The 26555-nt window shown below is 58.4% G+C and carries 30 protein-coding genes, 1 tRNA gene and 2 pseudogenes; 21 read left to right on the top strand and 12 right to left on the bottom strand.

Annotated features, from left to right (window positions below; translation table 11 throughout):
• A partial coding sequence (locus tag K290_RS34735; RefSeq protein ID WP_037135949.1) for a transposase domain-containing protein occupies window positions 1-270 on the top strand: 270 nt, incomplete at its 5' end.
• A gap of 48 nt (window positions 271-318) precedes the next feature.
• On the opposite strand, the pseudogene K290_RS38430 reads toward K290_RS34735, so the two are convergent.
• The 5 genes and pseudogenes from K290_RS38430 to K290_RS0121240 form a co-directional block, all read right to left on the bottom strand.
• Window positions 319-510 (bottom strand): annotated as a pseudogene (locus K290_RS38430) (tyrosine-type recombinase/integrase); the annotation flags it as partial.
• 109 nt (window positions 511-619) lie between these two features.
• Entirely contained in the window at window positions 620-1024 is a 405-nt protein-coding gene (locus K290_RS0121220; protein WP_028753727.1) for a hypothetical protein, read from the bottom strand.
• Window positions 1025-1075: 51 nt separating this feature from the next.
• On the bottom strand, window positions 1076-1675 hold the full coding sequence (locus K290_RS0121225) for a hypothetical protein (protein WP_028753728.1): 600 nt from the start codon (window positions 1673-1675) through the stop codon (window positions 1076-1078).
• Window positions 1676-2012: 337 nt separating this feature from the next.
• Window positions 2013-2596 (bottom strand): annotated as a pseudogene (locus K290_RS36430) (IS5 family transposase).
• Between the two features lie 709 nt (window positions 2597-3305).
• Window positions 3306-4298 carry a site-specific integrase gene (locus tag K290_RS0121240; RefSeq protein WP_028753730.1) on the bottom strand — a complete coding sequence of 331 codons (993 nt, stop codon included), beginning with the start codon at window positions 4296-4298 and terminating at the stop codon, window positions 3306-3308.
• A 140-nt stretch (window positions 4299-4438) separates the two neighbouring features.
• On the opposite strand from K290_RS0121240, the gene K290_RS37425 reads away from it, so the two are divergent.
• A complete protein-coding gene (locus K290_RS37425) occupies window positions 4439-4612 on the top strand; it encodes a hypothetical protein (protein WP_154668649.1) in 174 nt (57 codons plus the stop codon).
• A 451-nt stretch (window positions 4613-5063) separates the two neighbouring features.
• Here the strand turns inward: K290_RS37425 and K290_RS34745 are convergent, their stop codons facing one another.
• The 3 genes from K290_RS34745 to K290_RS0121260 form a co-directional block, all read right to left on the bottom strand.
• A complete protein-coding gene (locus K290_RS34745; RefSeq protein WP_051264174.1) occupies window positions 5064-6725 on the bottom strand; it encodes a DUF6119 family protein in 1662 nt (553 codons plus the stop codon).
• A 285-nt stretch (window positions 6726-7010) separates the two neighbouring features.
• Window positions 7011-7667: a hypothetical protein gene (locus K290_RS0121255; protein ID WP_028753732.1), complete on the bottom strand. Its 657-nt coding sequence runs from the start codon at window positions 7665-7667 to the stop codon at window positions 7011-7013.
• Between the two features lie 222 nt (window positions 7668-7889).
• Window positions 7890-7979: transfer RNA gene (locus tag K290_RS0121260), tRNA-Ser, on the bottom strand.
• A 308-nt stretch (window positions 7980-8287) separates the two neighbouring features.
• Between K290_RS0121260 and rplU the strand changes: the two genes are divergently transcribed.
• From rplU to K290_RS0121280, 4 genes are all read left to right on the top strand, one after another.
• Window positions 8288-8605, top strand: a complete 318-nt coding sequence (gene rplU / locus K290_RS0121265) for a 50S ribosomal protein L21 (RefSeq protein ID WP_028753733.1) — start codon at window positions 8288-8290, stop codon at window positions 8603-8605.
• Window positions 8606-8637: 32 nt separating this feature from the next.
• Window positions 8638-8907: a 50S ribosomal protein L27 gene (rpmA, locus tag K290_RS0121270; protein ID WP_028753734.1), complete on the top strand. Its 270-nt coding sequence runs from the start codon at window positions 8638-8640 to the stop codon at window positions 8905-8907.
• Window positions 8908-9036: 129 nt separating this feature from the next.
• Entirely contained in the window at window positions 9037-9672 is a 636-nt protein-coding gene (locus tag K290_RS0121275; RefSeq protein WP_028753735.1) for a GNAT family N-acetyltransferase, read from the top strand.
• Window positions 9669-10256: a GNAT family N-acetyltransferase gene (locus K290_RS0121280; RefSeq protein WP_028753736.1), complete on the top strand. Its 588-nt coding sequence runs from the start codon at window positions 9669-9671 to the stop codon at window positions 10254-10256. Before K290_RS0121275 ends, K290_RS0121280 begins: the two co-directional genes overlap by 4 nt.
• Window positions 10257-10403: 147 nt before the next feature.
• Here K290_RS0121280 and K290_RS0121285 read toward each other — a convergent pair whose 3' ends face one another.
• The gene (locus K290_RS0121285) at window positions 10404-11255 is read right to left on the bottom strand and encodes an endonuclease/exonuclease/phosphatase family protein (RefSeq protein WP_028753737.1); all 852 of its coding nucleotides are present in this window, start codon (window positions 11253-11255) and stop codon (window positions 10404-10406) included.
• 180 nt (window positions 11256-11435) lie between these two features.
• Here K290_RS0121285 and obgE point away from each other — a divergent pair, with 180 nt between their 5' ends.
• The 8 genes from obgE to modC all read left to right on the top strand — a co-directional run bounded on the left by obgE (window position 11436) and on the right by modC (window position 18817).
• Window positions 11436-12527 carry a GTPase ObgE gene (gene obgE, locus K290_RS0121290; protein WP_028753738.1) on the top strand — a complete coding sequence of 364 codons (1092 nt, stop codon included), beginning with the start codon at window positions 11436-11438 and terminating at the stop codon, window positions 12525-12527.
• Window positions 12524-13693, top strand: coding sequence for a glutamate 5-kinase (gene proB, locus K290_RS0121295; RefSeq protein ID WP_028753739.1), 1170 nt, complete (start codon window positions 12524-12526; stop codon window positions 13691-13693). The genes obgE and proB overlap by 4 nt, the downstream gene beginning before the upstream one ends.
• Complete coding sequence (locus tag K290_RS0121300) at window positions 13686-14969, top strand: glutamate-5-semialdehyde dehydrogenase (RefSeq protein ID WP_028753740.1); 1284 nt, start codon at window positions 13686-13688, stop codon at window positions 14967-14969. The genes proB and K290_RS0121300 overlap by 8 nt, the downstream gene beginning before the upstream one ends.
• Window positions 14970-15006: 37 nt before the next feature.
• Entirely contained in the window at window positions 15007-15588 is a 582-nt protein-coding gene (locus K290_RS0121305; protein WP_245276608.1) for a nicotinate-nucleotide adenylyltransferase, read from the top strand.
• A 45-nt stretch (window positions 15589-15633) separates the two neighbouring features.
• Complete coding sequence (locus K290_RS38760) at window positions 15634-15765, top strand: hypothetical protein (RefSeq protein ID WP_280750079.1); 132 nt, start codon at window positions 15634-15636, stop codon at window positions 15763-15765.
• A 395-nt stretch (window positions 15766-16160) separates the two neighbouring features.
• Complete coding sequence (gene modA, locus K290_RS0121315; protein WP_028753742.1) at window positions 16161-16958, top strand: molybdate ABC transporter substrate-binding protein; 798 nt, start codon at window positions 16161-16163, stop codon at window positions 16956-16958.
• Between the two features lie 87 nt (window positions 16959-17045).
• A complete protein-coding gene (gene modB / locus K290_RS0121320) occupies window positions 17046-17747 on the top strand; it encodes a molybdate ABC transporter permease subunit (RefSeq protein WP_028753743.1) in 702 nt (233 codons plus the stop codon).
• Window positions 17744-18817 carry a molybdenum ABC transporter ATP-binding protein gene (modC, locus tag K290_RS0121325; protein WP_028753744.1) on the top strand — a complete coding sequence of 358 codons (1074 nt, stop codon included), beginning with the start codon at window positions 17744-17746 and terminating at the stop codon, window positions 18815-18817. The genes modB and modC overlap by 4 nt, the downstream gene beginning before the upstream one ends.
• Before the next feature lie 6 nt (window positions 18818-18823).
• Here modC and K290_RS0121330 read toward each other — a convergent pair whose 3' ends face one another.
• Entirely contained in the window at window positions 18824-19216 is a 393-nt protein-coding gene (locus tag K290_RS0121330) for a winged helix-turn-helix domain-containing protein (RefSeq protein WP_028753745.1), read from the bottom strand.
• A 278-nt stretch (window positions 19217-19494) separates the two neighbouring features.
• Here K290_RS0121330 and rsfS point away from each other — a divergent pair, with 278 nt between their 5' ends.
• The 6 genes from rsfS to K290_RS0121360 all read left to right on the top strand — a co-directional run bounded on the left by rsfS (window position 19495) and on the right by K290_RS0121360 (window position 25461).
• A complete protein-coding gene (gene rsfS / locus K290_RS0121335) occupies window positions 19495-19941 on the top strand; it encodes a ribosome silencing factor (protein WP_028753746.1) in 447 nt (148 codons plus the stop codon).
• A gap of 115 nt (window positions 19942-20056) precedes the next feature.
• Complete coding sequence (rlmH, locus tag K290_RS0121340; RefSeq protein WP_028753747.1) at window positions 20057-20539, top strand: 23S rRNA (pseudouridine(1915)-N(3))-methyltransferase RlmH; 483 nt, start codon at window positions 20057-20059, stop codon at window positions 20537-20539.
• 181 nt (window positions 20540-20720) lie between these two features.
• On the top strand, window positions 20721-22202 hold the full coding sequence (locus tag K290_RS0121345) for a murein hydrolase activator EnvC family protein (protein ID WP_028753748.1): 1482 nt from the start codon (window positions 20721-20723) through the stop codon (window positions 22200-22202).
• Entirely contained in the window at window positions 22192-23520 is a 1329-nt protein-coding gene (locus K290_RS0121350) for a S41 family peptidase (RefSeq protein WP_028753749.1), read from the top strand. The genes K290_RS0121345 and K290_RS0121350 overlap by 11 nt, the downstream gene beginning before the upstream one ends.
• Before the next feature lie 194 nt (window positions 23521-23714).
• Complete coding sequence (locus K290_RS0121355) at window positions 23715-24905, top strand: divergent polysaccharide deacetylase family protein (protein WP_028753750.1); 1191 nt, start codon at window positions 23715-23717, stop codon at window positions 24903-24905.
• Between the two features lie 16 nt (window positions 24906-24921).
• Window positions 24922-25461 (top strand): RNA pyrophosphohydrolase, encoded by a 540-nt coding sequence (locus tag K290_RS0121360; protein WP_028753751.1) that lies wholly within the window; start codon window positions 24922-24924, stop codon window positions 25459-25461.
• Between the two features lie 207 nt (window positions 25462-25668).
• Here the strand turns inward: K290_RS0121360 and bfr are convergent, their stop codons facing one another.
• Window positions 25669-26154 carry a bacterioferritin gene (gene bfr, locus K290_RS0121365; RefSeq protein ID WP_028753752.1) on the bottom strand — a complete coding sequence of 162 codons (486 nt, stop codon included), beginning with the start codon at window positions 26152-26154 and terminating at the stop codon, window positions 25669-25671.
• Window positions 26120-26392: a (2Fe-2S)-binding protein gene (locus K290_RS36435; protein WP_245276610.1), complete on the bottom strand. Its 273-nt coding sequence runs from the start codon at window positions 26390-26392 to the stop codon at window positions 26120-26122. The genes bfr and K290_RS36435 overlap by 35 nt, the downstream gene beginning before the upstream one ends.
• Here K290_RS36435 and K290_RS38435 point away from each other — a divergent pair.
• Window positions 26279-26554 carry a hypothetical protein gene (locus tag K290_RS38435; RefSeq protein ID WP_245276612.1) on the top strand — a complete coding sequence of 92 codons (276 nt, stop codon included), beginning with the start codon at window positions 26279-26281 and terminating at the stop codon, window positions 26552-26554. The two genes, K290_RS36435 and K290_RS38435, sit on opposite strands and share 114 nt — an antisense overlap.
• Window position 26555 lies beyond the last annotated feature (1 nt).

Consider the following 26555-nt stretch of genomic DNA (forward strand, 5'->3'; position numbering starts at 1 on the left):
AGCGACGGCAGGATGCCGATCGATAACAACATTCTGGAACGCGAGATCAGAGTTTTTGCCACCGGAAGAAAATCGTGGCTGTTCAGCGATACCGCTGACGGAGCCAGGGCCAGCGCCGTGATCTACAGTCTCATGCTGACTTGCCGCGCCTGCGGCGTCGACCCGCTCGCTTGGCTGCGCCACGTGCTCACAGAGTTGCCGCAGCGGGGCGAAGCGGCCGAAATCGTCGACCTGCTGCCGTTCAACTTCGCCAGAACCGAAGCCGCCTGACACAATACGGTTCCAAACGTTGAGCCGATGCCAATCAACGCGTTGGCGTCAACGTGCGGCGAAAATCGCGCTTACCGTGTATCGCTTCAATGTCCGCAGTTCTTTGTGACCTGAGATGCTGCTCACCTCGATGACGTTCAGCCCGCGCTCGAAAACGCGACTGACGGCCTCGTGGCGGAGATTGTGGAAACATTTGCATGCACAAAAAGCTTGCTCAAGTGAACCTGCCACCATTGGGAAGAAGTTCATCGGCGTTCGCTCGGATTTTCGAAAACCGGGCGCAAAATGCATATAGGCCTACCGAAAAGGACGTGAATCAATCCTCAGGCGCAACAGCGGTGCCAGAAATCTATTTTTTCAGTGCATCCAAAGTTGCGAGCGCGGTCTGTTGCTGGATCTGCGAACAGGTGTCTGCCTCCAGATAAATTCCTCGCGACGCAACATCGCTTACATTTACTTGGATGCCAATGTTCCAGTCATTTCTATCAGTGGCAATCCTTGCCAGTATTGGACCGAACCAATCGATGAGCCACGTCTTGTCGCCCTGCGAAAGATTTTTAGCGTTGGCCATCCAGTTGGAAAAGATAACAAGGAGAGCGGAGTTAATTATATGAAACTGCTGATAGCGTAACGATCTTGTGGCCTGATCATCATAATTATCAACCGCCGCTCTCACCAGGTTATGGTAGTCGCGCAAGTCGTCCGTTGCTTTCGATGCGCTATTTCCCACATCGGCGCTAGGTTGAATTGCCATGGCATAGCCTCCTCGCTTTAGCCAGATTGATGGGATCCGGCATTATTGGACCTATTTGCCTTCGTGCCAGACCCAGGTGTTGTCACCGGCGCAATTGTGATTCTGCTCAGTTCCAGCCTTTACATATTTGACGATAAAATCCACGTTGACCCAGTGACCTTCGGGTCGGTGCTTGGGGACGACGCTGTAGGTGCTAATATAGTCGCCATGCGAACCGCGAAAGACCTTCCCTTGCGCGGAGTCGCCCTTGTTCAGAGAGATTGTTTTGTGGTCGTAAGACGCGCTGCACGTCGTATACCCGGGGGGAGGCGGGAACGCGATATACCAGTCTTCGCCCCCGTGTTTATCAATGCGACCCGAGGTCGCGAAGTCGCCTCCAGACGTAATCTTTTCCGACGCGGCGATAGCAGCGAGCCCAGCCGTATCAAATCCCATACAATCATAGGCCACTGTGCAAACAGCCGTGACGAATGCAGCGAACTCCTCGGTATTTCCCTCGTGTAGAGTTTTTTCGAGGAAGCCTCCGCTTTCTCTAATGTGTATGAAATTTGGAACAAGCTTAACTTCGGAGGCATCTTCCGCAACCGCAGGAAGTGAAATAAAAATAGAGCATGCGGCAGCCGCATACATTGCGTGTCGCAGGATAGACATATCGCGTCTCCAGTTTCCGATGATGACGATTAGCTAAGCTTCGCCGGCTACATTAACCAGACTTCGCCTGTGATTGCTGCAGCTTTCATGACATCCCTCAGTCCGCAACTCCCACGGAAAATTAGAAATACCTCAGATTGCTGTGGCGACAAATAACTCGCTCCATCACCATTCTGGCTTACGCACTTGCTTAATCCTCTCCTCTCGTGAGGCGCAGCAGCTCGTCGATGCTCGGCTCGTTGCCAACAGCCTTCAGGCGCGTCGTCAGACCCTCGACCTTTTCGTTCGGTGATAAGGCCGCTTCGCTCGCCCTCGACTAGGCTCAGGACTCGTTAAATCAAAGCCAGAAGATGACGGCTGCTGCGATGCATATGCTTGAGAAGAAGGTATGGGCGCAACAGTCGTAGCGGGTTGCGATGCGCCGCCAGTCCTTAAGTTTGGCGAAGAGATTCTCGATCTTGTGCCGTTTCATGTATAGCCCCTTGTCGTAGGGATACGGGGCCTTCCTGCTTCGGCTGGGCGGGATGCAGGGTTCGATGCCCTTTTTGGAGTTCAGTCCGCCTTTGGTTCGCCCGATACAACGGGGAACATCCCCTTTTTGAGCAGGCTTGCGGCCGTGCGATGCGCTTTCAGATGTGTGGCGTCGATCATGATGCGCTCGGGCCTTGGCCCTTCACCGGCCAGCGCCGCGAAGATGCGGTCGAACACACCAAGGCGGCTCCAACGGATGAAGCGGTTATAAAGCGTTTTGTGCGGCCCGTATTCCTTTGGCGCATCCTTCCATTGCAGCCCATGCTTGATGACGTAGACAATGCCGCTGCCAACACGGCGATCATCGACGCGTGGAATACCATGGGCCAAAGGAAAATGCGGCTCGATCCGAGCCATCTGACGTTCGCTCAGCAAAAACAAATCACCCATCACGGTCTCCTTCCAGAAACCGTGAATCACATCTCAAACAAAATTAATAGGTCCTGAGCCTAGATGACTGAATGTCCGACGCCACTCTTCCTTAATATCTTCCAACGTCTACCTGATCATCGATCGGCCTCGTGCTCTCAATCGGCCCCTAAAGAGCAGCCGCAGGCAAGGATGACGATCTTGCTGCGAATGGTCATGAGAAAGCTACAAACCCCTTCAACGCTCCGGGCGCGCTCGACGGAGTCTGGCTCCAGGCACTTGGCGATCCGCTTACATGCAACGAGCATCGGCGCCGATCCGGTCGCCTCCGGCTGGTATAGTCTGACATGATTTCGAATGTGTCCGCTCGAACGCGGGATGCACCCTCATACAATCGCGGATCTGCAAAGCTTCCCCGCTCCTGCCGTGGCAGCGATTACGCGGCGTAAACTGTTAGAAGGGCCTTACCGTCGGCTCTCGTCCGGATGCTCGGAGGTCTGTCCCTAGTATTCGACCATGTTGCCGAACCGACCGGACTGTCGCTTCCATTCGTCCTCGACTAGTGCCCCACGTTACTTGCCTTGCACAGAAGCCCGCAACAACTTGGAGCGAATATGGGAGGATACGACCCGAAAAGCTTGGTGGACACCCAAAGCATCCCCATCGAGGATGCTTGATTTTTCTAGGTCTTTGATTGTTGGAGACCGGTGTCGGAACCCGGTAGATAAGTCTACGATAGCTTCGCGACCAGATCGTCGGCAGAGAGGTGAGTATATCTCCTGAGCATCCGCAGCTCCTTGTGTCCTGAAATGCTGCTGACTTCGATCACATTCAGTCCCCTCTCGAACAGCCGGCTGACACCTTCGTGGCGGAGATCGTGGAAGCGCAGCCCTTTGACATTTGCGCGCACGAGCAGACGATACCACGCTTGCTCCAGTGAACCGGGGGTCATCGGAAAGACACGAGGCTGATCGACATCTGCGCATATCTTCCATTCCTTTAGGGCGTCGAATGCACGCTGAGACAGCGGCACCTCGCGTCCGGACCCGTTCTTCGTCATCGCCAACGTGATGACGCGACGGTTGTGCGAGATGTCGCTCCATCGCAGCCCCAAGATCTCACCGCGGCGCATCCCGGTCTCGATCGCGAGGATGATCAGCATTTTGAAGAATAGGATCTTACCAGCGGCACAGCCATCAAGCAGGCGCTGCTCCTCATCACCTTCCAGACGACGCTTGCGTTCGTTCCGGATGACCGGACGACGAACCAGCTTCACGACGTTTCGGCTTAGAGGTAGCCCCCAGTCGCGGATCGCGACCTCTATCACGTGACTGAGGATCGCGAGCTCGCGCACCGTCGTAGATGGAGCTACGGATCGAAGGCGTTCGTCACGAAATGATGAGATATCCTGCGGCGACAGACCTACCATTGTCCGGTAGGCAAGCTCGTGGCGTCGGAGCACGTCGATCCGCTGAATCTCCTGGACTGATCCGCGCTTCATCGGTGAGACCTCGCGCTGGTAGCGCTCCAAGAGTTGTCCGAGCGTTGTTGTCTCCAGGATCTTCGTATCCGGCGCGGTGCCGTAGCGATCGACCTGGGTTTCCAGATCACGCGCCCACTTCTCGGCTTCGAGCTTGCTATCGAATGACTTGCAGCGAGGCTTCATACCGCGCCGGCGAACCTGTGCTTGCCAGCGTCCTCTAAGTTTCCGGATCGTCGCCATGTGATCTCCTATCGATACTGAAGATCACGCGTAGGATGCCCCTGGAGGGGTGCCAAGGATTATCCCGGCGCGAGTAGAGCGCGGGCTTCGGCAAGGCCGACCCATCTCGTTTTCGACACCATCACTCGATGAATAAGACGATGGCACGCGCACAGCAGCGCAAGATCAGCAAGCCTGGTCTTGCGCTCACCGGCCTCGGCAAGTGGGACCAAATGGTGCGCCTCGAAAATGGCCTCCTGCATCGATATCTCAAGAGTCGGGCGGGACAACTCGCAGATTTCGCACCGCAGCCCAGAGGGTCGTCGAGCATCTAAAAGTAGGCTCCGCACCTTCGGATTTCGTTCTCGACGAAGGTGAAGGGCTGTGAGGAGCCTACCTTCTGGCAGTTCCTGGTCGACATCCGGTAACTGCCCGGAACTGGCCGCCGCTATCCCCACTCTAATTGCGGTCGCTATTCTATGCACCTCGTCCGGGCGATGTCCGAACTCGGTCCAAACCTGGCGGTCCATATTTGAGACATTACCAAGCCCCTTTCCGGTTGCGACTTGGCGAATGTTCATCAGTTTGAAGCCGACGCCATCGGGATTTCGAAATGTCGGCTGTTTCGCTGCTTCCGCATGGTAGGGCAGCGATCGAAGCAGCGAAGAAAGCTCCCTGATTGCCTCAGACTTCGGTGAGGGGACATCGCCATTGAGCTTTAGATAGAGGTCCAGAGCGAGAATCGTCTCGTCACGGGTCCAATTCGGATTGCCATGCCCTTGCGTTCTAGCCATCCGCATCGGCCAATTGTGGTTGAGGGGGATCCAACTTCTCTATGAGATGCATTTCGACTCCATATCCATATTTGGCCAATAGCGAAGCTGGCGCTTGAAGGCTCACCTTGCTGAAAAATGGAATATCTACCGCGCCACTTCTGCGATTCCTGCGGCGAAGAATGCCGTAAATCACCGTGTATGCTGTCGTGTCGACGCGCCCTTGTCGGCCGGGGGGCAGCAGTGACTCGAAGCCAACTTTAACTGGTTCCTCAGCCTGCCGTCGCCGGGCTTGGCGTCGCACGCCATTCCGGAAGGTCGCATCTGACATCAAGGCATCGCAGCTTGTGACTGCCTGCATCCATAGATGACTGATCGACGACGATGAGTGGCCGTCCTTAAGATGTATGAGCTGCCGCTGAAGTGAGAAAAAGTCACATACCTCGAGATTTCCATTATTCACCCCGCGAGGATTCACTTTGGTCTTGTCCATAATCAACAATTCGGGGCGTTGATTTAGCTCGCCAATAAGTTCCTGTTCGTTTTTCGCGGAGCTCTGACGAAGAAAGGACGGTCTGACTAAGGATTGAAAAATGGCCTCAACGCGATCCTTGTAGACCCGGCTTATCTGATACCACGTTCCAGCATAGAGAACGTAGGCCTGTTCATTGAGCTGACACTCATAAATAAAACAATCATAGACTTTCCATTTCGGTTTTGATCGAGTCTCTTCGTCCTCATGCATATGGACATAGTGATCAGCTTTGATCACTTCGAACGCTTCATTGAAGGCAATGGCATTAAGCTCGGCGGCGTATTCGAGAATATCTAATTGAGAATACCAATTCTTCTCCCGGGAGAAACCCTTTCCATAATAGGCGACGTCCTGGCCTTCAACATAGTCGACAATCTCAGGTGGACACATATGGAGGTCGCTTTGTTCTCCAGCGCGAATTGATGCAATTTCTTGAGCTAGCGATGCATCTAGCGATCCGATTTCCGCCGCATCGGTCACGATCTGAACATTGTCGATCCATTCGTAATCCTGCCGGTAATTACTGTCATCAAATGCTTGGAGACATTGTGCCAATTTGCCTTGGAGCCCTCCGGGCTGGATCGAGCATGTAATTGTCAGGCTATCTCGGCCAGCGACAAATTTGGCGAAAGCACGGTCGGTTGGAGAACCGGCAGCAACACGCAACAAGTCACGCTGAATATCTATACCGAACCCGGCGAGATCTGCATTTCTGCTAGCCTGAGTTCGTCGTTGAAACACGGTGGCGTCGAGCGTTGCGCTATCCAGACTCCTAAGATTACGTCGGGAAACCCTGTTCACGACGACCTTCAATCCGAAATTCCGCTCTATCTTCGCCGGATCGATGAGGAAATGTCCTGCGCCGAAGCACAAAACGAAAAGCCGTTGAACTCCCGCTTGTCCTTCCACCGGCACGGCGAGCACGGCGGAGGAGGACTCAGTCCATAAATCAGGTTCATGGGCGGTGAGATCGGTTAGGAGCGGCATCCAAGAGGGTCGACCTCGCGAAGAAGCGATGAACAGCCTACTCCCCGGAGGAGTCTCGGTCACAACTTCATCAGTATCCGCAGTATTTCTAAATGCATCTTCGATATGAACGCCCAGCTTTAGGAGCCGCACGTTTAATGTGACTGCCGCCATTGATAAGTCCCCCGCCAGAAGGGGATTTTCCAACAATTTTAGTAGACCGTCAACTTTGCGTCGAAATCTGAGCGAACATTAAAAAACTCAAAGCTGCAAGACGACAAACCCAACATTGCTGGCGTCCCTCCAGCCGACGAATCGTCGCCATGTAATCTCCAATGAAAAATGAAGATCACACGTAGGATGCCCCCGAAGGGGTGCCAAGGATTATCCCTGCACCTCGTAATTTGTCCGCGCAGCCGATGACGCGTCATGAAAAGCTGACCGAGACGCGATCAGCCGCTAATGCGTGAATTGTAGGCGCAATATTTTGCGTTCACAGCTCTGGAGTTCTTTCTTCATCGCCGACAGACGCCAACGAGCTACAAAAGCAAAGAAAAATGACAAAAACACGGGAGTAAAATTTAGTATAGCAAACGCAGAGAATGCGCATGCTGAAGCGAACGCCGCGATATCAACCACTTTTTGATTGGCATATATGGTTGAATACCCAAGACAAAACAAAGACAAAAAGAAAAATACAACAGCTGAAGTTTCTATAAAACCATCAGTTTCTGTCCAGTTACCTATTTTATATTTAATGTCCGATGATAGCTGCTGAGCGTCTAACTCCAACACCGAAAGCTCTACCATTTTCTCAGTAGCTTTCGAGTGATCGTTCTGGTCCAGGTATTTAGGAAATTCTACGTCAGGGTTCTGATTCTTTCCAGATCTGAGACATTTGTCTCTAGCGGCTTGCTCCATCAACTGCATTTTCGAAGCGGCCAAATTCGAAGAGTTTCTGGCAAGCTCAAGAAGGGCTCTGGTTTGGTCGATAACCTTCTCCTGCGCAGGCTGCCGCAACACTCTGAATATGCTTAGTCCGAAATTGAGCGCAGCCGCGAGCTGAAATGCGGACTGATATTGGCCGGCGGTAAACTCATAAATAGCGCTTGACATCCAAAGGTGAACTCCGTTTTCAAAGAACACGTATGGGATGAAAATAAATAGGGAATTAATTCGTCTGCTGGGAGTGTCGAATTATGTAAAGCGCGCCTTAAACGAGCCGGGACGTGGCGCGACTGTGCCCCTCTTGCTGGAGAGGTGACCAACGAATTGCCCGGTTACTGACAATTAATCCTAAGAAAATGCAAAGCTGTAAGGCAACTACGGTCTATAGGATGGCGGAGAGGGTGGGATTTGAACCCACGATGCCCTTGCAGGCATGCCGCATTTCGAGTGCGGTGCATTCGACCACTCTGCCACCTCTCCGGTTATGCTGGTCGGCGCGTTTCTCAGCGCGGGCGTTCTCATAGCGAGAGAAGGATGGGATGGCAAGGGTGAATATTCAAGGTTTTCATCCTTTTGCCTTGACAGATCACAGGCCCTTATATATCCCGTGCGACGCAATAGGTGTGGATAAGTCCGTGCCCTTGGCCGCCTCGCTCTGTGCGGGGTTTCACCGGCAGATCTTTTTCGAGGCCGCAAACCTTTGAAATCCCTGCTAAACTTAGACTGATAAAAAGACGGCCGCTTGCCTTTGTGGCGAGAGAGCCGGAACGAACATGAAAGGATAAAAAATGTTCGCAGTCATCAAGACCGGCGGTAAGCAGTACCGTGTGGCAGCAAACGACGTGCTGACCATCGAGAAGCTGGAAGTCACCGCCGGCGACACCGTAGAATTCACCGAAGTCCTCGTTATCGGCGAAGGCGCCGACGCTGCGATTGGTGCTCCCTTCGTCAAGGGCGCTTCCGTCAAGGCCGAAGTGGTCGAGCATAACCGCGGCAAGAAGGTCATCGCCTTCAAGAAGCGCCGTCGTCAGAACTCGAAGCGTTCGCGCGGCCACCGCCAGCATCACACGGTCGTCCGTATCACGGACATCGTGGCTGCCAAGTAAGTAACGGGATCAAGGTTTAAAGGAGAACTCCAATGGCACACAAAAAAGCTGGCGGTTCCTCGCGCAACGGTCGCGATTCTGAATCCAAGCGCCTTGGCGTGAAGAAGTTCGGCGGCGAAGCCGTCCTCGCAGGCAACATTATCGTGCGTCAGCGCGGCACGCAGTGGCATCCGGGTTCCAACGTTGGCCTCGGCAAGGATCACACGATTTTTGCGCTTACGGCGGGCAACGTGAACTACCGTACGAAGGCCAATGGCCGCGTGTACGTCTCTGTAATGCCGAAAGCGGAAGCAGCGGAATAAGCCGGTAGCGCTCTAAAACAGCCGGCGTCTCATCGACCCGGCTGACCGCAACAGGTTCAGTCAAGAAAAAAGGGGAGATGGGGCGCCATCTCCCCTTTTTCTTTACCCTCAACCAAGGAGGACTGAACCATGCAAGGCGAATTGTTAAGGGAAGACCAATCGAGGTCTCCCGAAGAACGGCTGAGGCCGGAGCGGTTAAGGACCGATTGCCCTGTCTTGTTATCGGAAAGGCTCGTCATGCGCGCGCCCCACGAAGAAGACATCGACGCCCTTGCCCATCTCGCCAACAACGCCAACGTCGCCACAATGGTATCGCGTATGCCGCACCCGTATACGACCAATGATGCCGCCGATTTCGTGCGACGCACGAAGCTTGGCGAGATCGGCAAGTGCGTCTATGCGATCACCAAAGCCGACAACGGCGCCTTTCTCGGTTGCTGTGGCGTCGAGCCGACGGCCGATCCGTGCACCGTCGAGATCGGCTATTGGCTGGGCGAGCGCTATTGGAACCAGGGCTACACGACGGAAGCAGCCCATGCCCTGATCGACATGGTCTTCCGGACGCGCGAAAACGTCGCCCAGATCGATGCCCGTTGCCGGGTGATGAACGTCGCCTCCAGGCGGGTCGTACAGAAGTGCGGCTTCCAGTTCCAGGGATCCGGCCTTGCCGCATCGCTGGCGCTCGGCAGCACGGTATCGGTCGAATGGTACCGGCTCGACCGCAAGACCTGGATGTCACTCAGAAGCTGGGGAGGTCTGAGATGAACGCCGCCATCCTGCCCCGCCGTGACGTCAGGCCCCTGGCGCCCGGGCCGACGCCGATCATCCGGACCGAACGGTTGACCCTGCGCCCGCACCGGCTCGGCGACGCCGACGCGATGACGGAATCCCTGTCGGATTTCGCCGTCACCCGCATGCTGGCCCGCGTGCCGGTGCCTTACGACCGACAGGATGCGCTGGATTGGCTAATTCCGCGCACCGCCGGCTTCGAGAGCGACTGGATGCTGGCCATCACTGAGCGGGACGACGTCCATATCGGCTGCGTCGGTATCGATGTCAGGCATGGCCGCTGGCATCTCGGCTACTGGCTGAACCGCTATTACTGGCGGCGCGGCATCATGAGCGAGGCTGTCGCGGCCGCGCTCGAGCGCTTCGCCCGTCGCATGCCCGAAGTCGCCGTGTTCTCCGGCGTCTTCGCCGACAATCCGGCGTCGTTGAAGCTGCAGCAAAAGCTCGGCTTCGACATCATCGGCTGCGCGGAGGTCTACAGCTTCGCCCGCAACACCATGGTTCCGCATATCGAAACCGTGTTGAAGCCGGGCGCGCTGCGGCTCTCGCAGGCGGCGTGAGGCCTAAGCATGTCGCGCAAAAGTGCGCAGCGGTTTGCGATGGCGACACGCGCAAAATCAAAGACCTAAAGCGCAAGCAGCGAATCTGAAAGATCGCGATGCGCTTTAAAGACCAGTCATCGCCGGCGCTGTCCGGCGATGACACCTCTATCCATTGATCTCGATCCACACAGGAAAATGATCGGACGCTTCCGCATCGATATCCACATGGGCCGATCGCAGACGATCACTCAGCCCGCAACTGATGAAGCAGTAGTCGAGATGCATGCGCTTGCTACGATCGTTTGGATCCATCCAGCTATAGGCTTCCGGCTTCAGCCAGCCGGCTGCATCGAGCGCGTCGGTCGGTGTGTCGAAGCGCGGCGTACGTCCATAGAAAGCGTCCTTCAGGCCGGCCAGCGCGCAATATTCCGGCGATTCCGGCACCATGTTGAAATCGCCCATCAGGACAAAATCCTCCGGCAGCGGCGGATCGGGAAGGTCTATCTCCATCGCGCCGGTCAGCGAACCGCCGTCGCGCGCAAAGTTGATCGCATGATCCCGAAGATAGTGGATCTGGCGGATGCGCTCGTCCGGAGAGACGTGGTCGAGCTGCAAGGAATAGACCCGGATGGCGCCGCCGGGCGCGTGGATCACCGCTTCGACGGCAGCGCGCTGCAGATTGAGTTTGGAAAGCGTGCGGCTGCGCGGCAGAAGCAGCGTACGCGTCGCAACAATCGGCCAACGCGACAGCACCATGTTACCGAATTGGAAGCGAAGATCGCGTGGACCGGCGCCGAGCGGCAGCAGGTCCATCCCTACCCCATAGATAGAGTAATAGCCGGGCAACGACGCTTCGATCGCCGCGACCATGTCGATGCCGCCGTTGCGGGCGAAGCCGCGGGTTACCTCCTGCAAGGCGATAATATCGGCGCCCGCAAGGTTTGCGACGATACGTTCGAGATCATATCTGCCGTCGAGGCCGAAGCCGTACTGGATGTTATAGCTCACCAACTTCACGATAATCTTTGACCTCCGGCTGAACGGCCTATATCGAAGGCGACATGACGGGCAAATGACCGCGCCGCCTGTCCTGGCGGACATGCGGAGGACGCGGTAACAATTGAAAAGAGCGCATAGGCTTTCCTGACTCCATTCGCTGTAAGGGGTTATGCGCCAATACCGAGTGACGGAAGTAAAATGAAATTTCTCGACGAAGCAAAGGTCTATATTCGGTCTGGTGATGGCGGCGCGGGCAGCGTTTCCTTCCGGCGTGAGAAATTCATCGAGTTCGGCGGTCCTGACGGCGGCGATGGCGGCCGCGGCGGCGATGTCTGGGTCGAGGCCGTCAACGGCCTGAATACGCTGATCGATTTCCGCTATCAGCAGCATTTCAAGGCCACGATCGGCATGCACGGCATGGGCAAGAACCGCGCCGGCGCGAAGGGGGCCGATGTGACGCTGAAGGTCCCGGTCGGCACGCAGATCTTCGAAGAAGACGAGGAAACCCTGATCTGCGACCTGACGCAGGAGGGCCAGCGCTTTCGTCTGGCAGCCGGCGGCAATGGCGGCTTCGGCAACGCCTACTTCAAATCCTCGGTCAATCAGGCGCCCGATTGGGCCAATCCCGGCCTGCCGGGCGAAGAAAAAACCATTTGGCTGCGGTTGAAGCTGATCGCCGATGCCGGCCTCGTCGGCCTGCCGAATGCGGGCAAGTCGACCTTTCTCGCCGCGGTCAGCCGCGCCCGGCCGAAGATCGCCAACTATCCATTCACGACACTGCATCCCAATCTCGGCGTCGCCACCATCGATGGCCAGGAATTCATCCTGGCCGACATTCCCGGCCTGATCGAAGGCGCGCATGAAGGTGTGGGCATCGGCGACCGTTTCCTCGGCCATGTCGAGCGCACCCGCGTGCTGCTGCATCTGGTCTCCGCCCAGGAAGAGAAGGTCGGCAAGGCCTACAAGACCGTCAAGCACGAGCTGGAAGCCTATGGCAACGACATCACCGACAAGCCGGAGATCGTCGCGCTGTCGCAGATCGATGTGCTTGACGACGAAACGCTGAAGAAGAAGACACGCGAACTGGCGCGCGCCTGCGGTAAGACGCCATTTCGTATTTCCGCCATCACCGGCAGCGGCATGACCGAGGTGCTGCGCGCGCTGCGCGACGTGATTGTCGAAGCAAACGCAGGCACTCAAGAAGAGAAGCCGGCGAAGGCACCGAAGCTGCGCCACCGCGACATGCTGGTCTCCGATGACGACAGCGACGACGGGGAGCAGCAGGGATGACTGCCCGTAAGCCGCTCGACCGCTACCGCCGCATCGTCATCAAGATCGGCTCCGCCCTTCTCGTCGACCGCAAGGCAGGCCTGAAGAAGGCCTGGCTTGACGGCATGTGCGCCGATATTGCCGGGCTGAAGGCCAAGGGCGTCGATGTCCTCGTCGTCTCCTCCGGCGCCATTGCGCTCGGGCGTTCGGTACTCGATCTGCCCTCCGGCGCGCTGAAGCTGGAAGAAAGTCAGGCGGCCGCCGCCGTCGGTCAGATTTCACTGGCGCGCGCCTGGTCGGAAAGCCTGTCGCATGACGATATCGTCGCCGGCCAGATCCTGCTGACGCTCGGCGATACCGAAGAGCGCCGCCGCTATCTCAATGCACGCGCCACCATCAATCAGCTCCTGAAGATCGGGGCCGTGCCGATCATCAACGAAAACGACACGGTCGCCACCAGCGAAATCCGCTATGGTGACAATGATCGCCTCGCCGCCCGCGTCGCCACCATGACCGGTGCCGACCTGCTGATCCTACTGTCTGACATCGACGGGCTCTACACCGCCCCTCCGCATCTCGACCCGCAGGCAAAATTCCTCGAAACGATCGCCGAGATCACGCCGGATATCGAAGCCATGGCCGGCGGTGCGGCATCCGAACTGTCGCGCGGCGGCATGCGCACCAAAATCGATGCCGGCAAGATCGCGACCGGCGCCGGCTGCGCCATGATCATCGCCTCGGGAAAGACAGATCGGCCGTTGAACGTCATTGCAAATGGCGCACGCTCCTCCTGGTTTGCGCCGTCGGGCACGCCCGTCACCGCCCGCAAGACCTGGATTGCCGGACAGTTGCAGCCGGCCGGTGAGCTGCATGTCGACGAGGGCGCCGTTACAGCGCTCGGCGCCGGCAAGAGCCTGTTGCCCGCCGGCGTGCGCAGCATCATCGGCCATTTCGGCCGCGGCGACACCGTTGCCGTCATTGGTCCTTCGGGCCGGGAAATCGCCCGTGGCCTTGTCAGTTACGATGCCGAGGAGGCTCGCCAGATCACCGGCCGCAAATCGACGGAGATCGAGGCGATCCTCGGTTATCCCGGCCGCGCCGCCATGGTGCATCGCGACGACCTCGTCATGACCGCGTCCGTCAAGACGAAGGCCGAGAAATTGAAGAAGGATGAAGCCCATGCTTGATACCGTCGCACAAAGCCCCGACATCGACACTTTGATGAACGATATCGGCCGCAAGGCCCGGGCTGCGTCGCGACCTCTGGCCTTCGCTTCGACCGAGAGCAAGAACAAGGCCTTGGAAGCCATGGCGGATGCCATTCTGGCTCGCAAGGATCATATTCTTGCCGAAAACGCCAAGGACCTGAAAGACGTCGAGGGCACGGATATGCTCGCCTCCTTCGTCGACCGCCTGACCCTGAACGACAAGCGGGTCGCCGAGATGGCCGAAGGCATTCGCGCCATCGCCGCCCTGGCCGATCCGGTGGGCGAAGTCATCGCCGCCTGGGATCGTCCGAACGGCCTGAAGATCGAGCGCGTTCGCACGCCGCTCGGCGTCATCGGCGTCATCTTCGAAAGCCGACCGAACGTCACCGCCGATGCCGGTGCGCTGTGCCTGAAGGCTGGCAATGCAGTAATCCTGCGCTGCGGCAGCGATTCGCGCCGGTCGTCCCAGGCGATCCATGAATGTCTGGTCGAGGGGCTGAAGGTAGCTGGCTTGCCGGAACATGCCATCCAGCTCGTCCCGGTCAGCGACCGCGCCGCCGTCGGCGCCATGCTGCGCGGCCTCGAAGGCAATATCGACGTTATCGTGCCGCGCGGCGGCAAGAGCCTAGTTGCTCGCGTCCAGACCGAGGCGCGCGTGCCGGTCTTCGCGCATCTGGAAGGCCTCTGCCACATCTATATCGATGCCTCGGCCGATCTGGAAATGGCGAAATCCATTGTCATCAACGCCAAGATGCGCCGCACGGGCATCTGCGGCGCGGCCGAAACGCTGCTGGTCGATTCGAAGGTCGCTTCCACCCATCTGAAACCGCTGCTTGACGGGCTTGCTGCGGCAGGCTGCGAAATCCGCGGTTCCGGCGATGTGCTCAAGCTCGCGCCCAGCGTGAAGGCGGCAACGGAGGAGGACTGGTCGACGGAATATCTGGCCGCGATCATCTCGGTCGCGCTGGTCGACGGCATTTCCGGCGCCATCGCCCATATCGGTAAATATTCGTCGAACCACACCGAAGCCGTGATTGCCGAGGATCCCGCGGTCGTCGAGCGCTTCTTCACCGAGATCGATTCGGCGATCCTGCTGCACAATGCCTCGACGCAATTTGCCGATGGCGGCGAATTCGGCATGGGCGCGGAGATCGGCATCGCCACCGGCAAGATGCACGCGCGCGGACCAGTGGGCGTCGAGCAGCTCACCTCCTTCAAATATCGCGTGCGCGGCACCGGACAGATACGGGCCTGACGTGCATAAAGAAGAGATCGATTACCGCTATCTGCGCATGCCCCATGCCGAGCGCGGCATGGTAGTCGGTCTTTTCGGCGGCTCCTTCAATCCGCCGCATCAGGGCCATGCGCTAGTCGCCGAAATAGCACTCCGCCGGCTTGGCCTCGACCAACTCTGGTGGATGGTGACGCCTGGCAATCCGCTGAAGAGTCGCAATCATCTCGCGCCGCTTGCTGAACGCATCGCGCTCAGCGAGGCGATCACCCATGATCCGCGCATCAAGGTGACGGCTTTCGAACAGACGCTCGGCATGAGCTACACGGCCAATACGCTCGCCTACGTCAAGGCGCGCAATACCCACGTTCATTTCATCTGGATCATGGGCGCTGACAGTCTCAATACGTTTCACCGCTGGCAGAAATGGCAGGAGATCGCCCGCGCCTTTCCGATCGCCGTCATCGACCGGCCGGGATCGACGCTATCCTATTTATCTGCAAAGATGGCGAAGACGTTTCACTATGCGCGCGTCGATGAAGACGACGCCCGGGTCTTGTGGAAAAAGCCGGCACCCGCCTGGACCTTCATTCATGGCCGGCGCTCGACACTAAGTTCGACGGCCTTGCGCGCCGCGCAATGAGTGATTTGCGATATCGCGCCTGATTTTCCGGAAAAACCTCCAAAAATGAAAAAGCCCGACGGGGGAGGAGATCCGTCGGGCTTCAATCCTGATCAGCAACTGGGAGGAGGAGAGTTGCCGATCCATATCGAAAGGCATTGGGAGGAGGAGATCGCCGTTTCGATGATCATGTTTTAGCAGATTTGACCAAATGATAAAACGCTGATAGCGCAATGCAGCAATGTGTTTTCATCATAGCTATGCAAACGATCTGCCTAAAAAACGCTTCTTTTACATGATCTGAGCGAGACCCTGGGCAGCTTTAAGAACAGCACGCCTGAAAATTTCCGTGAAATTGCACGATTCTTAACGTTACGTCTTACGGCGTGAGCGTTCGCCAGCGCCTTGAGCGAATCGAGCCATGCATTTCCGCGGCAACAGAGCATCGCAATATGCGCCCCAAAGGCAAATCCCTATAAAATTCGTAGAGTTACGTCCCTCAATGACGCTATGTTTCCCAAATATATCCCTAGCCAAGCTTCTTTGGCCGTTATATCTCTCGCAATATGACGACACCTTTTGGGAGAAGCATGATGGCCTCGAGCCGCCGCCAATGGATCAAACTTGCAACCGCCGCCCTTTCCGCCGCCTGGCTTGGCATATCCGCCATTCCTGCGCCGGCCTTTGCCGCCGATAAAATCACCGTTTTTGCCGCTGCGAGCATGAAAAACGCGCTGGATAACATCGACGCCGCCTTCACTAAGGAAACCGGCAAGCAGGTCACCGTCTCCTATGCGGCAAGCGGGCCGCTGGCCAAGCAGCTCGAAAACGGCGCGCCGGCCGATGTCTTCATCTCCGCCGATACCGACTGGATGGACTATGTCGCCAAGAAAAAGCTGATCAAGGACGGCAGCCGCGTCAACCTGCTCGGCAACAAGATCGTTCTCGTTTCCGCCAAGGACAAGGCCAAACCCGTCGAGATCAAGCAGGGCATGGACCTTGCCGACCTTCTCGGCGACGGACGCCTGGCGATCGGGCAACCGGAATCGGTGCCGGCAGGCAAATACGGCAAGGCGGCGCTGGAAAAACTTGGCGTCTGGTCTTCCGTCGAGAAGAAGGTTGCCGGTGCTGAAAGCGTGCGCGCGGCGCTCGCGCTGGTTTCACGCGGCGAAGCGCCCTACGGCATCGTCTACCAGACCGACGTTTCCGCCGATCCAGCCGTCACCGTCGTCGGTACCTTTCCGGAAGACAGCCATCCGCCGATCATCTATCCGATCGCGATCACGGCCAACAGCACCAATCCCGACACACAAGCCTATGTCGATTATCTGAAATCGGCTAAGGCTGTTCCGTTCTTCGAGCATGAAGGCTTCACGGTTTTGAAGCGTTGAGCGTCATCGCTCGACCGTAGGCAAGAAGCGCATCTTTGCGGGCTCGCCGACTAATGGCGGGCCTGACATGTCTTTACGAGGTCGGACTTGGACGCATTAGGTTTGAGCAGCGACGAATGGACGGCGATCGAGCTGAGCCTGCGCGTCTCGACCGTCGCCATGCTGGTGAGCCTGCCCTTCGGCATTGCCGCCGCGATGTTGCTCGCGCGCGGTAAATTCTGGGGCAAATCGATCGTCAACGGCATCGTCCACCTGCCGCTGATCCTGCCGCCCGTCGTCACCGGCTTTATCCTCCTCATCCTCTTCGGCCGCAAAGGCCCGATCGGCGCCCTGCTCGACCAATATCTCGGTATCGTCTTCTCTTTCCGCTGGACCGGCGCCGCCCTTGCCTGCGGCGTGATGGGATTTCCGCTGATGGTCAGAAGCATCCGCCTGTCGATCGAAGCGGTCGATCGCAAGCTTGAAGAGGCCGCCGGAACGCTCGGGGCCAGTCCGCTCTGGATATTCCTCACCGTGACCTTGCCGCTGATCCTACCGGGCATCATCGCCGGCATGATCCTGTCCTTCGCGAAGGCGATGGGCGAGTTCGGCGCCACCATTACCTTCGTCTCCAACATTCCCGGCGAAACACAGACCCTGTCGTCGGCGATCTATACCTTTACGCAAGTGCCCGGCGGCGATGCCGGTGCGCTGCGATTGACGATCGTCGCGATCGTCATTTCCATGGTGGCGTTGCTCGCCTCCGAATTCCTCGCCTATCTCGCCGGCAAGAGGGTGGACTGGGAATGACGCTGACCGTCGACATCCGCCACCGATTGGGCGCTTTCGTACTCGACGCAGCCTTCACGTCGGATGGCGGCGTCACCGCCCTGTTCGGCCGCTCCGGCTCCGGCAAGACGTCAATCATCCGCATCATCGCCGGCCTGATCCAGCCCGATTATGGCCACGTCAGCCTCGATGGCATGGTACTCGCGGACACCAACGCTCAGCTTTTCGTTCCGCGCCACCGCCGCCGTTTCGGCTATGTCTTCCAAGAGGCACGGCTCTTTCCGCATCTTTCCGTGCGGCAGAACCTGAACTACGGCCGCTGGTTCGCGCCGAAAAACAGCCATGGCGAAAGCTTTGATGGGGTTGTCGATCTCCTCGGCATCGAAGCGCTTCTCGATCGAAAGCCCGCAAAACTTTCCGGCGGCGAGAAACAGCGCGTCGCCATCGGCCGCGCCTTACTATCGTCACCGCGGCTGCTGCTGATGGACGAACCTCTGGCCGCGCTCGACGAGGCGCGCAAAGCCGAGATCCTGCCTTATCTCGAACGGCTCCGTGACGAGACGAAAGTGCCGATCATTTATGTCAGCCATTCCATCGCCGAGGTGGCGCGCCTGGCCAACCGTGTCGTCGTGATGCGCGACGGCAAGGTGGAGGCAACGGGACCGGCGGTCGAGATCTTCAGCCAGCTTTCCGGCCCGCAGCCGATCGACCGCCGCGAAGCCGGCGTTCTGCTCGAGGGCCATGTGGCACATATAGACCGTCAGCACCACCTGACCATCGTAGCGCTGAAAGCGGCCAAGCTCTTTGTCCCCGGCGAAGTGGCGGGAGTTGGCAAAACCGTCCGCGTCCACATCCCCGCCCGCGACGTCATGCTGGCGACGGCGCGGCCCGAGGGTCTGAGCGCCCTCAATATTCTCGAAGGCCGGGTGGCTGCCATCGACACGGCGGCCGACGGTACTGTGGAAGTCAAGGTGGATTGCGACGGCGAAGGCGTGCTTGCCCGCATTACGCAGTTTTCGTCTGAACGGCTGGGTCTGCGGATCGGACTACCGATTCATGCGGTCATAAAGACCGTAGCGCTCGAATCCTAGGACCGATCACGACTCCGCCTGCGGTTCTGCAACCGCGTCGCCCGGGTTGCGATTGGCCTCAAGCCATTCGAGGTCGCTGGCAATGGCTGCCCGGACAGAGTCCTCCATGCCGCGGAACCGCCGGAGCAATTCCTCCCCGAAGGGCGTCAATGCCGCGCCGCCGCCGTTCTGACCGCCGCGCTGGGATTCGACGACCGGTTCCTGGAACATATGGTTCAACTCGCTGATCAGCAGCCAGGCGCGGCGATAGGACATGTCCATGGCTCGGCCGGCGGCCGAGATCGAACCGGTTTCGCGAATATGCTCAAGGAGTTCCATCTTGCCGCGTCCAAGCCGGTCCTGCCCCGGGAAATTGATGCGGAGGATGGGTTTCAGGGGCTGTTGCAGAACTTTGGTCATGGCGTCGGAACGTTTCGGTCTGCTCTTGTCTATACGCGCCCCGGGCTCGCCTGTACATGGGAGGCGGGGAAGGTGGCGGCGGGGCAGGGTTTTACATCACCTAGCGTAACCTGATGCTCTCTGAGGGAGCCACGCGAACAATTCGCCCATATATGGTGCGAAAGAGACGGGAATTACCACAAAAGCTTGTCTTTACGTCCAATAGATGACAGGCAGCGTCTTGAAACCTTAACGCTTTGGTGCCTATCTTTAAGATGTGATCGACTCAGATCACCGAAGTGCATGTTCTGTTACTGAAGGAAGGAAAAGCACTGACAACAGTACACGCCAAGGGAAGAACGCCTGTCGTTGTCCCGAAGAGCCCGGAACGTGGCGTTGATGCCGCTGCCCGCGCCCTGCAAGCCGTCCTCGTAAGCCTCGAGGACTCCAAGGCCGAAAATATCGTCACCATCAACATTGCTGGCAAGTCCGCGCTTGGAGACTACATGGTCGTCGTCTCCGGACGCTCGAACCGGCATGTCCTGGCGATTGCCGACCATCTGATCACCGACCTCAAGGACGAAGGCCTGGGCACCGCCCGCGTCGAAGGCCTGGAAGGCGGCGACTGGGTGCTGATCGACACGGGTGACATCATCATTCACGTGTTCCGCCCCGAGATCCGCGAGTTCTACAACATCGAAAAGATGTGGGCTGCGCCCGATCTTGAGGAAGGCACGCTGCACTAACCTGTTCCGGGCATGATTCCCGGTCCCGGTTATTAGTATCGAATCGCCGGACATGTTTGTCCGGCAACGATCTATATCTGTGCCGCCATAATGGCGGGTATGCTTGGGAGCGGGAATGCGGATAGGTCTTTTTGCGGTGGGACGGTTGAAAACCGGCCCTGAAAAGGATCTTGCGGCCCGCTATCTCGACCGTTTCGCCAAGGCTGGTCCGGCAATCGGCCTCGAACTGACACGCATGACCGAAGTTGCCGAAAGCCGCGCATCCAACGGCGAGACGCGCAAGCGCGAAGAAGCGGTCCTGTTGCACAAAGCGCATCCGGACGGCGGCGTTCTCGTTCTGCTCGACGAGCGCGGCAAGGCGCTGGACAGTGAAGCCTTTGCTGCTTTGCTCGGCACATTCCGGGATCAGGGCAAGCGCGATCTCACAATTGCCATTGGCGGTGCCGACGGTCTCGACCCCTCGCTTTACGACAAGGCCGATGCCACCATCTGCCTCGGCAAGATGACCTGGCCGCACCAGCTTGTGCGCATTCTCATCGCCGAACAACTCTACCGCGCCGTCACGATCCTGTCCGGGCACCCCTACCATCGGGTTTGAAGTCTATTGCCAGGAAGCGAAACGCTCGAAAACAGTTGGGCTTTCCGGTATTTTGCGTTAACGGATCGCTCACACAGGCGTGTTTTGATTCCCGCCGCAAAATTGATGATGCTTCCTGGATAATCGCGGCAAATCGGTTTAATTTCACGCGATTTCAAAGGGGCTGAGCCCAAACGACTGGATGAGAAAAACCCCGCCCACACTTTTCCGCTTGCTGCTGCCCTCCCTGGCAGTGTGCCTTGGCGTCGGTGTCTATCTGGAAAGTCCGTTTCAGTTCCGGGACATGGCTCAGGCTCAGGAAGATGGCGGCACCTCACCCGCGCAGCCCCCCGCGCAGACCAAGGACGGTCAGTCCGTCGTCACATCGACCGCACCAACGGCGCAGCAGCCGGAACAAGCGCCTGATCCTGCCGCCGACCTTGCCCGGAAGCGCGATCAAACCCGCGCCGAGTTGCAGGAATTGTCAAAGACGATCAGCCTTTCCTCCGACAAGACGAAAGCGCTGGAAGACAGCATCGCCTCGCTCGACAAGAGCACCGCCAGCCTACGCCAGGCGCTGATCGACAGCGCCGCCCGCCGCAGGGATATGGACCGCAAGATTCAGCAGAGCGAGAAGACGCTGACCGATCTCGCGGTCAAGGAAGACAAGATCCGCAAATCCTTGCACGAGCGCCGGGCGCTGCTGGCCGAAGTTCTGGGCGCGCTGGAACGCATGGGCCGCAACCCGCCGCCGGCGCTGCTGGTAACGCCGGACGATGCGCTTGCTTCCGTGCGCAGCGCCATCCTGCTCGGCGCCGTCGTTCCTGGCATGCGCAAGGAGACGGATAAGCTCATCGCCGACCTTAACGATCTCACCAAGCTGCATGCCTCCACTGCGGCGGAAAAAGCCGACCTCACCGCCACCATGACCAATAGTCTGGAGGAGGAACGGCGCATGGATATGCTGATTGCCGAAAACGACAAGCACAGCCATGAGAACGCCGCCGAACTGGATGCCGAGCGCAAGCGTTCCGAAGAATTGGCGGGACAGGCGACCAGTCTCGAGGGACTCGTCGCGTCGCTGGAAAGCCAGATCGGTTCGGTGCGCGACGCCGCTGCCGCAGCCCGGGCGGAAGAGGCCCGCCGCGAGCAGATGACCGATCAGCAGCGCGAGCAGGCAAGGGCATTGGCCGAAAACGGCGTGCCCGATAAAAACCGCATTACGCCCGCATATCCGTTTTCCGACCTCAAACAGAAATTGGAGCTGCCTGTGGCGGGTGATATTCTCCGCCAGTTCGGCGACGATGACGGTACGGGACATACGGCGATGGGTATGACCGTTGCAACCGGCGCCGACGCGCTCGTCACCGCTCCCGCCGACGGCACGGTCGTTTACGCCGGCGCGTTTCGCAGCTATGGCCAGATGGTTATTCTTGATACCGGCGACGGCTATCATATGGTCCTGTCGGGAATGGACGCGATCAAGACGCGTCTCGGCAAATTTGTCTTCGCTGGCGAGCCGCTCGCTACGATGGGCCTAAAAAGAGTCGCGAGCGCGACTGCATTGGCGCTGGAAACGGATCGGCCAACGCTCTACATTGAATTTCGAAAAGATGGGAAGCCGGTCGATTCTCGGCCTTGGTGGACCTCCAAAGACACTGGAAAGGCACGCAATGATACGTAGGGCTTCTCTTGTTCTCGTTGGCGCATTGATGGGTGCGACCGCGATGAGCGTTATCTACACGGCGGTAGCGCCGGCGGAAGCCGCAGGCGCTTCCACGTACAAGGAATTGTCGATTTTCGGCGATGTCTTTGAACGTGTGCGCGCGCAGTACGTAACGCCGCCCCAGGAAGACAAGCTCATCGAAGCCGCCATCAACGGCATGCTGTCCTCGCTGGATCCGCATTCGAGCTATATGAACGCCAAGGACGCCGACGACATGCGCACCCAGACCAAGGGTGAATTCGGCGGTCTCGGCATTGAAGTGACCATGGACAACGACCTGGTCAAGGTCATCACCCCGATCGACGACACGCCCGCCGCCAAGGCCGGTGTTCTCGCCGGCGACTATATCACCGCCATCGACGGCCAGTCGGTCCGCGGCCTGAAGCTGGAAGACGCCGTCGAGAAGATGCGCGGCGCCGTCAAGACGCCGATCAAGCTGACGCTGTTGCGCAAGGGCGCCGATAAGCCGATCGAACTCACCATTATCCGTGACGTTATCGCCGTTGCCGCCGTCAAGTCGCGCGAAGAAGGCGGCGATGTTGGTTATCTCCGCATCATCTCCTTCACCGAAAAGACCACGCCGGACCTGGAAGCCGCGATCGCCAAGATCAAGAAGGATATCCCGGCCGACAAGCTGAAGGGCTATGTCCTCGACCTGCGCCTCAATCCGGGCGGTCTGCTCGACCAGGCGATCAACGTTGCCGATGATGTGCTGGAGCGCGGCGAAGTCGTCTCGACCCGCGGCCGTAATCCGGACGAAACCCGCCGCTTCAACGCCGGCCCGGGCGATCTGACCGACGGCAAGCCGATCATCGTGCTCATCAACGGCGGTTCGGCATCGGCATCGGAAATTGTTGCCGGCGCCCTGCAGGATCTGCGCCGCGCCACCGTTCTCGGCACCCAGTCCTTCGGCAAGGGCTCCGTACAGACGATCATCCCGCTTGGCGATGGCAACGGCGCGCTGCGTCTGACGACGGCGCTCTATTACACGCCGTCGGGCCGTTCGATCCAGGGCACCGGCATCACGCCTGACGTCAAGGTCGACGAGCCGCTGCCGGATGACTTGAAGGGCAAGCTGGTGACCGAAGGCGAATCCAGCCTGCCGGGCCACATCAAGGGCCAGAGCGAAACCGACCAGGGCTCCGGCTCGGCCGCCTATGTGCCGCCGGATCCGAAGGACGACGTCCAGCTCAACTATGCGCTCGACCTGTTGCGCGGCGCCAAGACCGATCCGGCCTTCCCGCCGAACCCGGAAAAGGCGGTTTCCGCCAAGTAAGGAAACGGCGCCGGGCTGGAAACAGACCCGGCGCTTTCATATCAGGGGCGAGGTGACTTATCTCATCTCGCTCCAAAATCCATTTTGAATCACGCTTGGGCGTTTTGAATTTGGAGCATCACGCTGCTTTAATGGCGACAGGAAAGCGGAATGCTCTGGGGCAGACAGTTTCCCGTTTGGGGTGGATACGGACTTTGGGAACGGATTTGCATGCACCGCTGGGCCAGAACCGCGGCTCTGGCCGCAAACGGCGGCGTCCGCCCTTCGGGCGCATCCTCGGCGGCTTATGCCTGATTGCGATCGCCAGTTTTTCCCTTTATTCGGCGCTGCTGCGTGACAATCTGCAGAAAACCCCTCCGGTCGAAACCGCAGAGAAGGCCTCATCATCACCAGCGCCTGCCAGTGACAAGCCGGCCATGGCCAATCAAACGACGGGCCTGACGCAGGTCGATCCGCAATCCGGCGCCGATACGCATCGCATCGTCACCAGCGACGGCTCCGTCGTGACCATGTTCAGCCCGAATACGCGCGACGGCGACGGCCCGGTACTGATCAATGCCAATCAGGTCGGCCAGGACCCGCGCATGGCGGCAACGCCGAACAATGCCCTGCTGGAGGATTCGCCTTTCGGCAAGCTGCCTATCATCGCGCCGAGCGGATTGAGGCCGATGGATCAATATGCGCGGCCCTGGTCCGGCGCCCGCGGCACGCGCGTCGCCATCGTCGTCAGCGGTCTCGGTCTCAGCCAAACCGGCACCCAGCGCGCCATCGAGAAACTGCCCGAGGAGATCACGCTCGCCTTTGCCGCCAGCGGCAACAGTCTGCAGCGCTGGATGCAGGAGGCGCGGCGTGGCGGCCACGAGATCCTGATCCAGGTGCCCTTCGAGCCCTTCGATTATCCCAGCAATAATCCCGGACCGGATACGCTTCTGACCTCGCAGCCCGCGGCCAAGAATATCGAGGACCTGCACAAGGCCATGGCCGAAATCACCAATTACACCGGCGTGATGAACTATCTCGGCGGACGGTTCCTGTCGAATGCCGACGCCATGGAGCCTGTCATGCGCGATATCGGCAAGCGCGGTCTGCTGTTTCTCGATGACGGCTCCTCGGCGCAGTCGAAATCCGGTACCGTCGCCAAGACGCTGGAGGTGCCGCATGCCTTTGCGGATATGCAGCTCGATGGAGAATTGCAGCAGGATGCGATTTTGAAGAAACTTGACGAGCTGGAGCGCATCGCCCGGCGCAATGGCTCGGCAATCGGCGTTGCGTCGGCTTTCGACGAGAGCGTCGACGCCATCAGCAAATGGAGCGAGGAGGCAGCCATGCGCGGCATCGAGATCGTCGCCGTCTCGGCCCTCGCCGACGACCCGAAACATCCCTGAGGCTTAGAGAACAACCATGAGCAAGAGCCACTTCCCCGTCAGAGCTGAAGACCTGCCCTATCGCCCCTGCGTCGGCATCATGGTGCTCAACCGCGAAGGGCTGGTCTGGGCCGGCAAACGCATTCCGGACGGCAACTCCGAATATGACGGCTCGCCGCAGCTCTGGCAGATGCCGCAGGGCGGCATCGACGAGGGCGAAGACCCGCTGGAGGCAGCCTATCGCGAGCTCTACGAAGAGACCGGCATGAAGAGCGTGACGCTGCTCGCCGAAGCGAAGGACTGGATCAATTACGATCTGCCGCCGCAGTTGATCGGCATCGGCCTCAGGGGAAAATTCCGCGGCCAGACCCAGCGCTGGTTTGCTTTCCGCTTCGACGGCGACGAGAGCGAAATCGCCATCAATCCGCCGCCGGGCGGCCATGAGCCGGAATTCGAGGCCTGGGATTGGAAGCCGATGGCCAATCTTCCTGGCCTGATCGTCGCCTTCAAACGCTCCGTCTACGAACAGGTCGTCGCCGAATTCGAACATTTGGCGGGTCTGGAGGCGGAAGATTGAGGGCGTCCCGGCCGCGTGAAAATGCGGCCGGAATCAATAGAGCGGTTCAGCTTTTCACGGCATTCAGAACCGCTCTATCTCTTTGTTTTTTTGCAATTCTAATGCATGTCGCGCAAAAGTGTGCGGCGGTTTTGCGAAAACGACATGCAAAAACACGAGCTAAAGCGTGGGAGCGAATCTGAAAGGTCGCGACGAGCTTTAGGCGAATTATTCAGCAGAATCAGCGGAATCGGCGTTGAGTTGGCCGTATTTCGCTTCGCCGATCTTTTCGAGCAGGTCGATCTGTGTTTCCAGGAAGTCGATATGACCTTCCTCGTCTGCCAGCAATTCTTCGAACAGCTTCATCGAGACATAGTCGCCGGCATCATGACAAATGTCGCGCGACTTCTTGTAGGCGGTGCGGGCGTCATATTCGCCGGCGAGATCGGCCTCCAGCACTTCCTTGACATTCTGACCGATGCGCAGCGGCGCCAACGTCTGCAGGTTCGGATGTCCCTCAAGGAAGATGATCCGGGCGACAAGGCGATCGGCGTGGTGCATCTCTTCGATGGATTCGGCGCGCTCCTTCTTGGCAAGCTTGGTATAGCCCCAATCTTCCAGAAGCCGGTAATGAACCCAATATTGATTGACTGCACCGAGTTCGAGAAATAGGGCCTCGTTAAGCCGCTCGATGACTTTTTTGTCGCCTTTCAATGTCCGCTCTCCTGTTGTCTTCATGAAATTTTTTCAGGCGGGACATGAAATCAAATATTTCCGCCTCAGTCGAGTGGCGGCGGGCATGATAGTCCTCGGTCGTCTGTATAATGATGTCGACGACATTCGGGAAACAGCCGCAGCAGCGGCCGCGCTTCGACATGGCGTGGTAGACCTTGGCGGGAACGATGAGCTGCCAACAATCCTGATCGAGGAGTTCGGTGATGACCTCGCGGATTTCCTTGTCGGTGATGTAATTACAACTGCAAACCAGCATTCTTCGCTCAGCCCGTCAAACATGACATCTGCTGTCTTGTTATCTGCGAAAGAAGACGATCTTTGTCAAGAAAAATCGATTCATTTTTCATCGGGCGAGGCGGATAGGGTCATTTCGACGTGAG

Origin of the sequence: Rhizobium leucaenae USDA 9039 (assembly GCF_000426285.1) — a bacterium.
Lineage (GTDB): Bacteria > Pseudomonadota > Alphaproteobacteria > Rhizobiales > Rhizobiaceae > Rhizobium > Rhizobium leucaenae.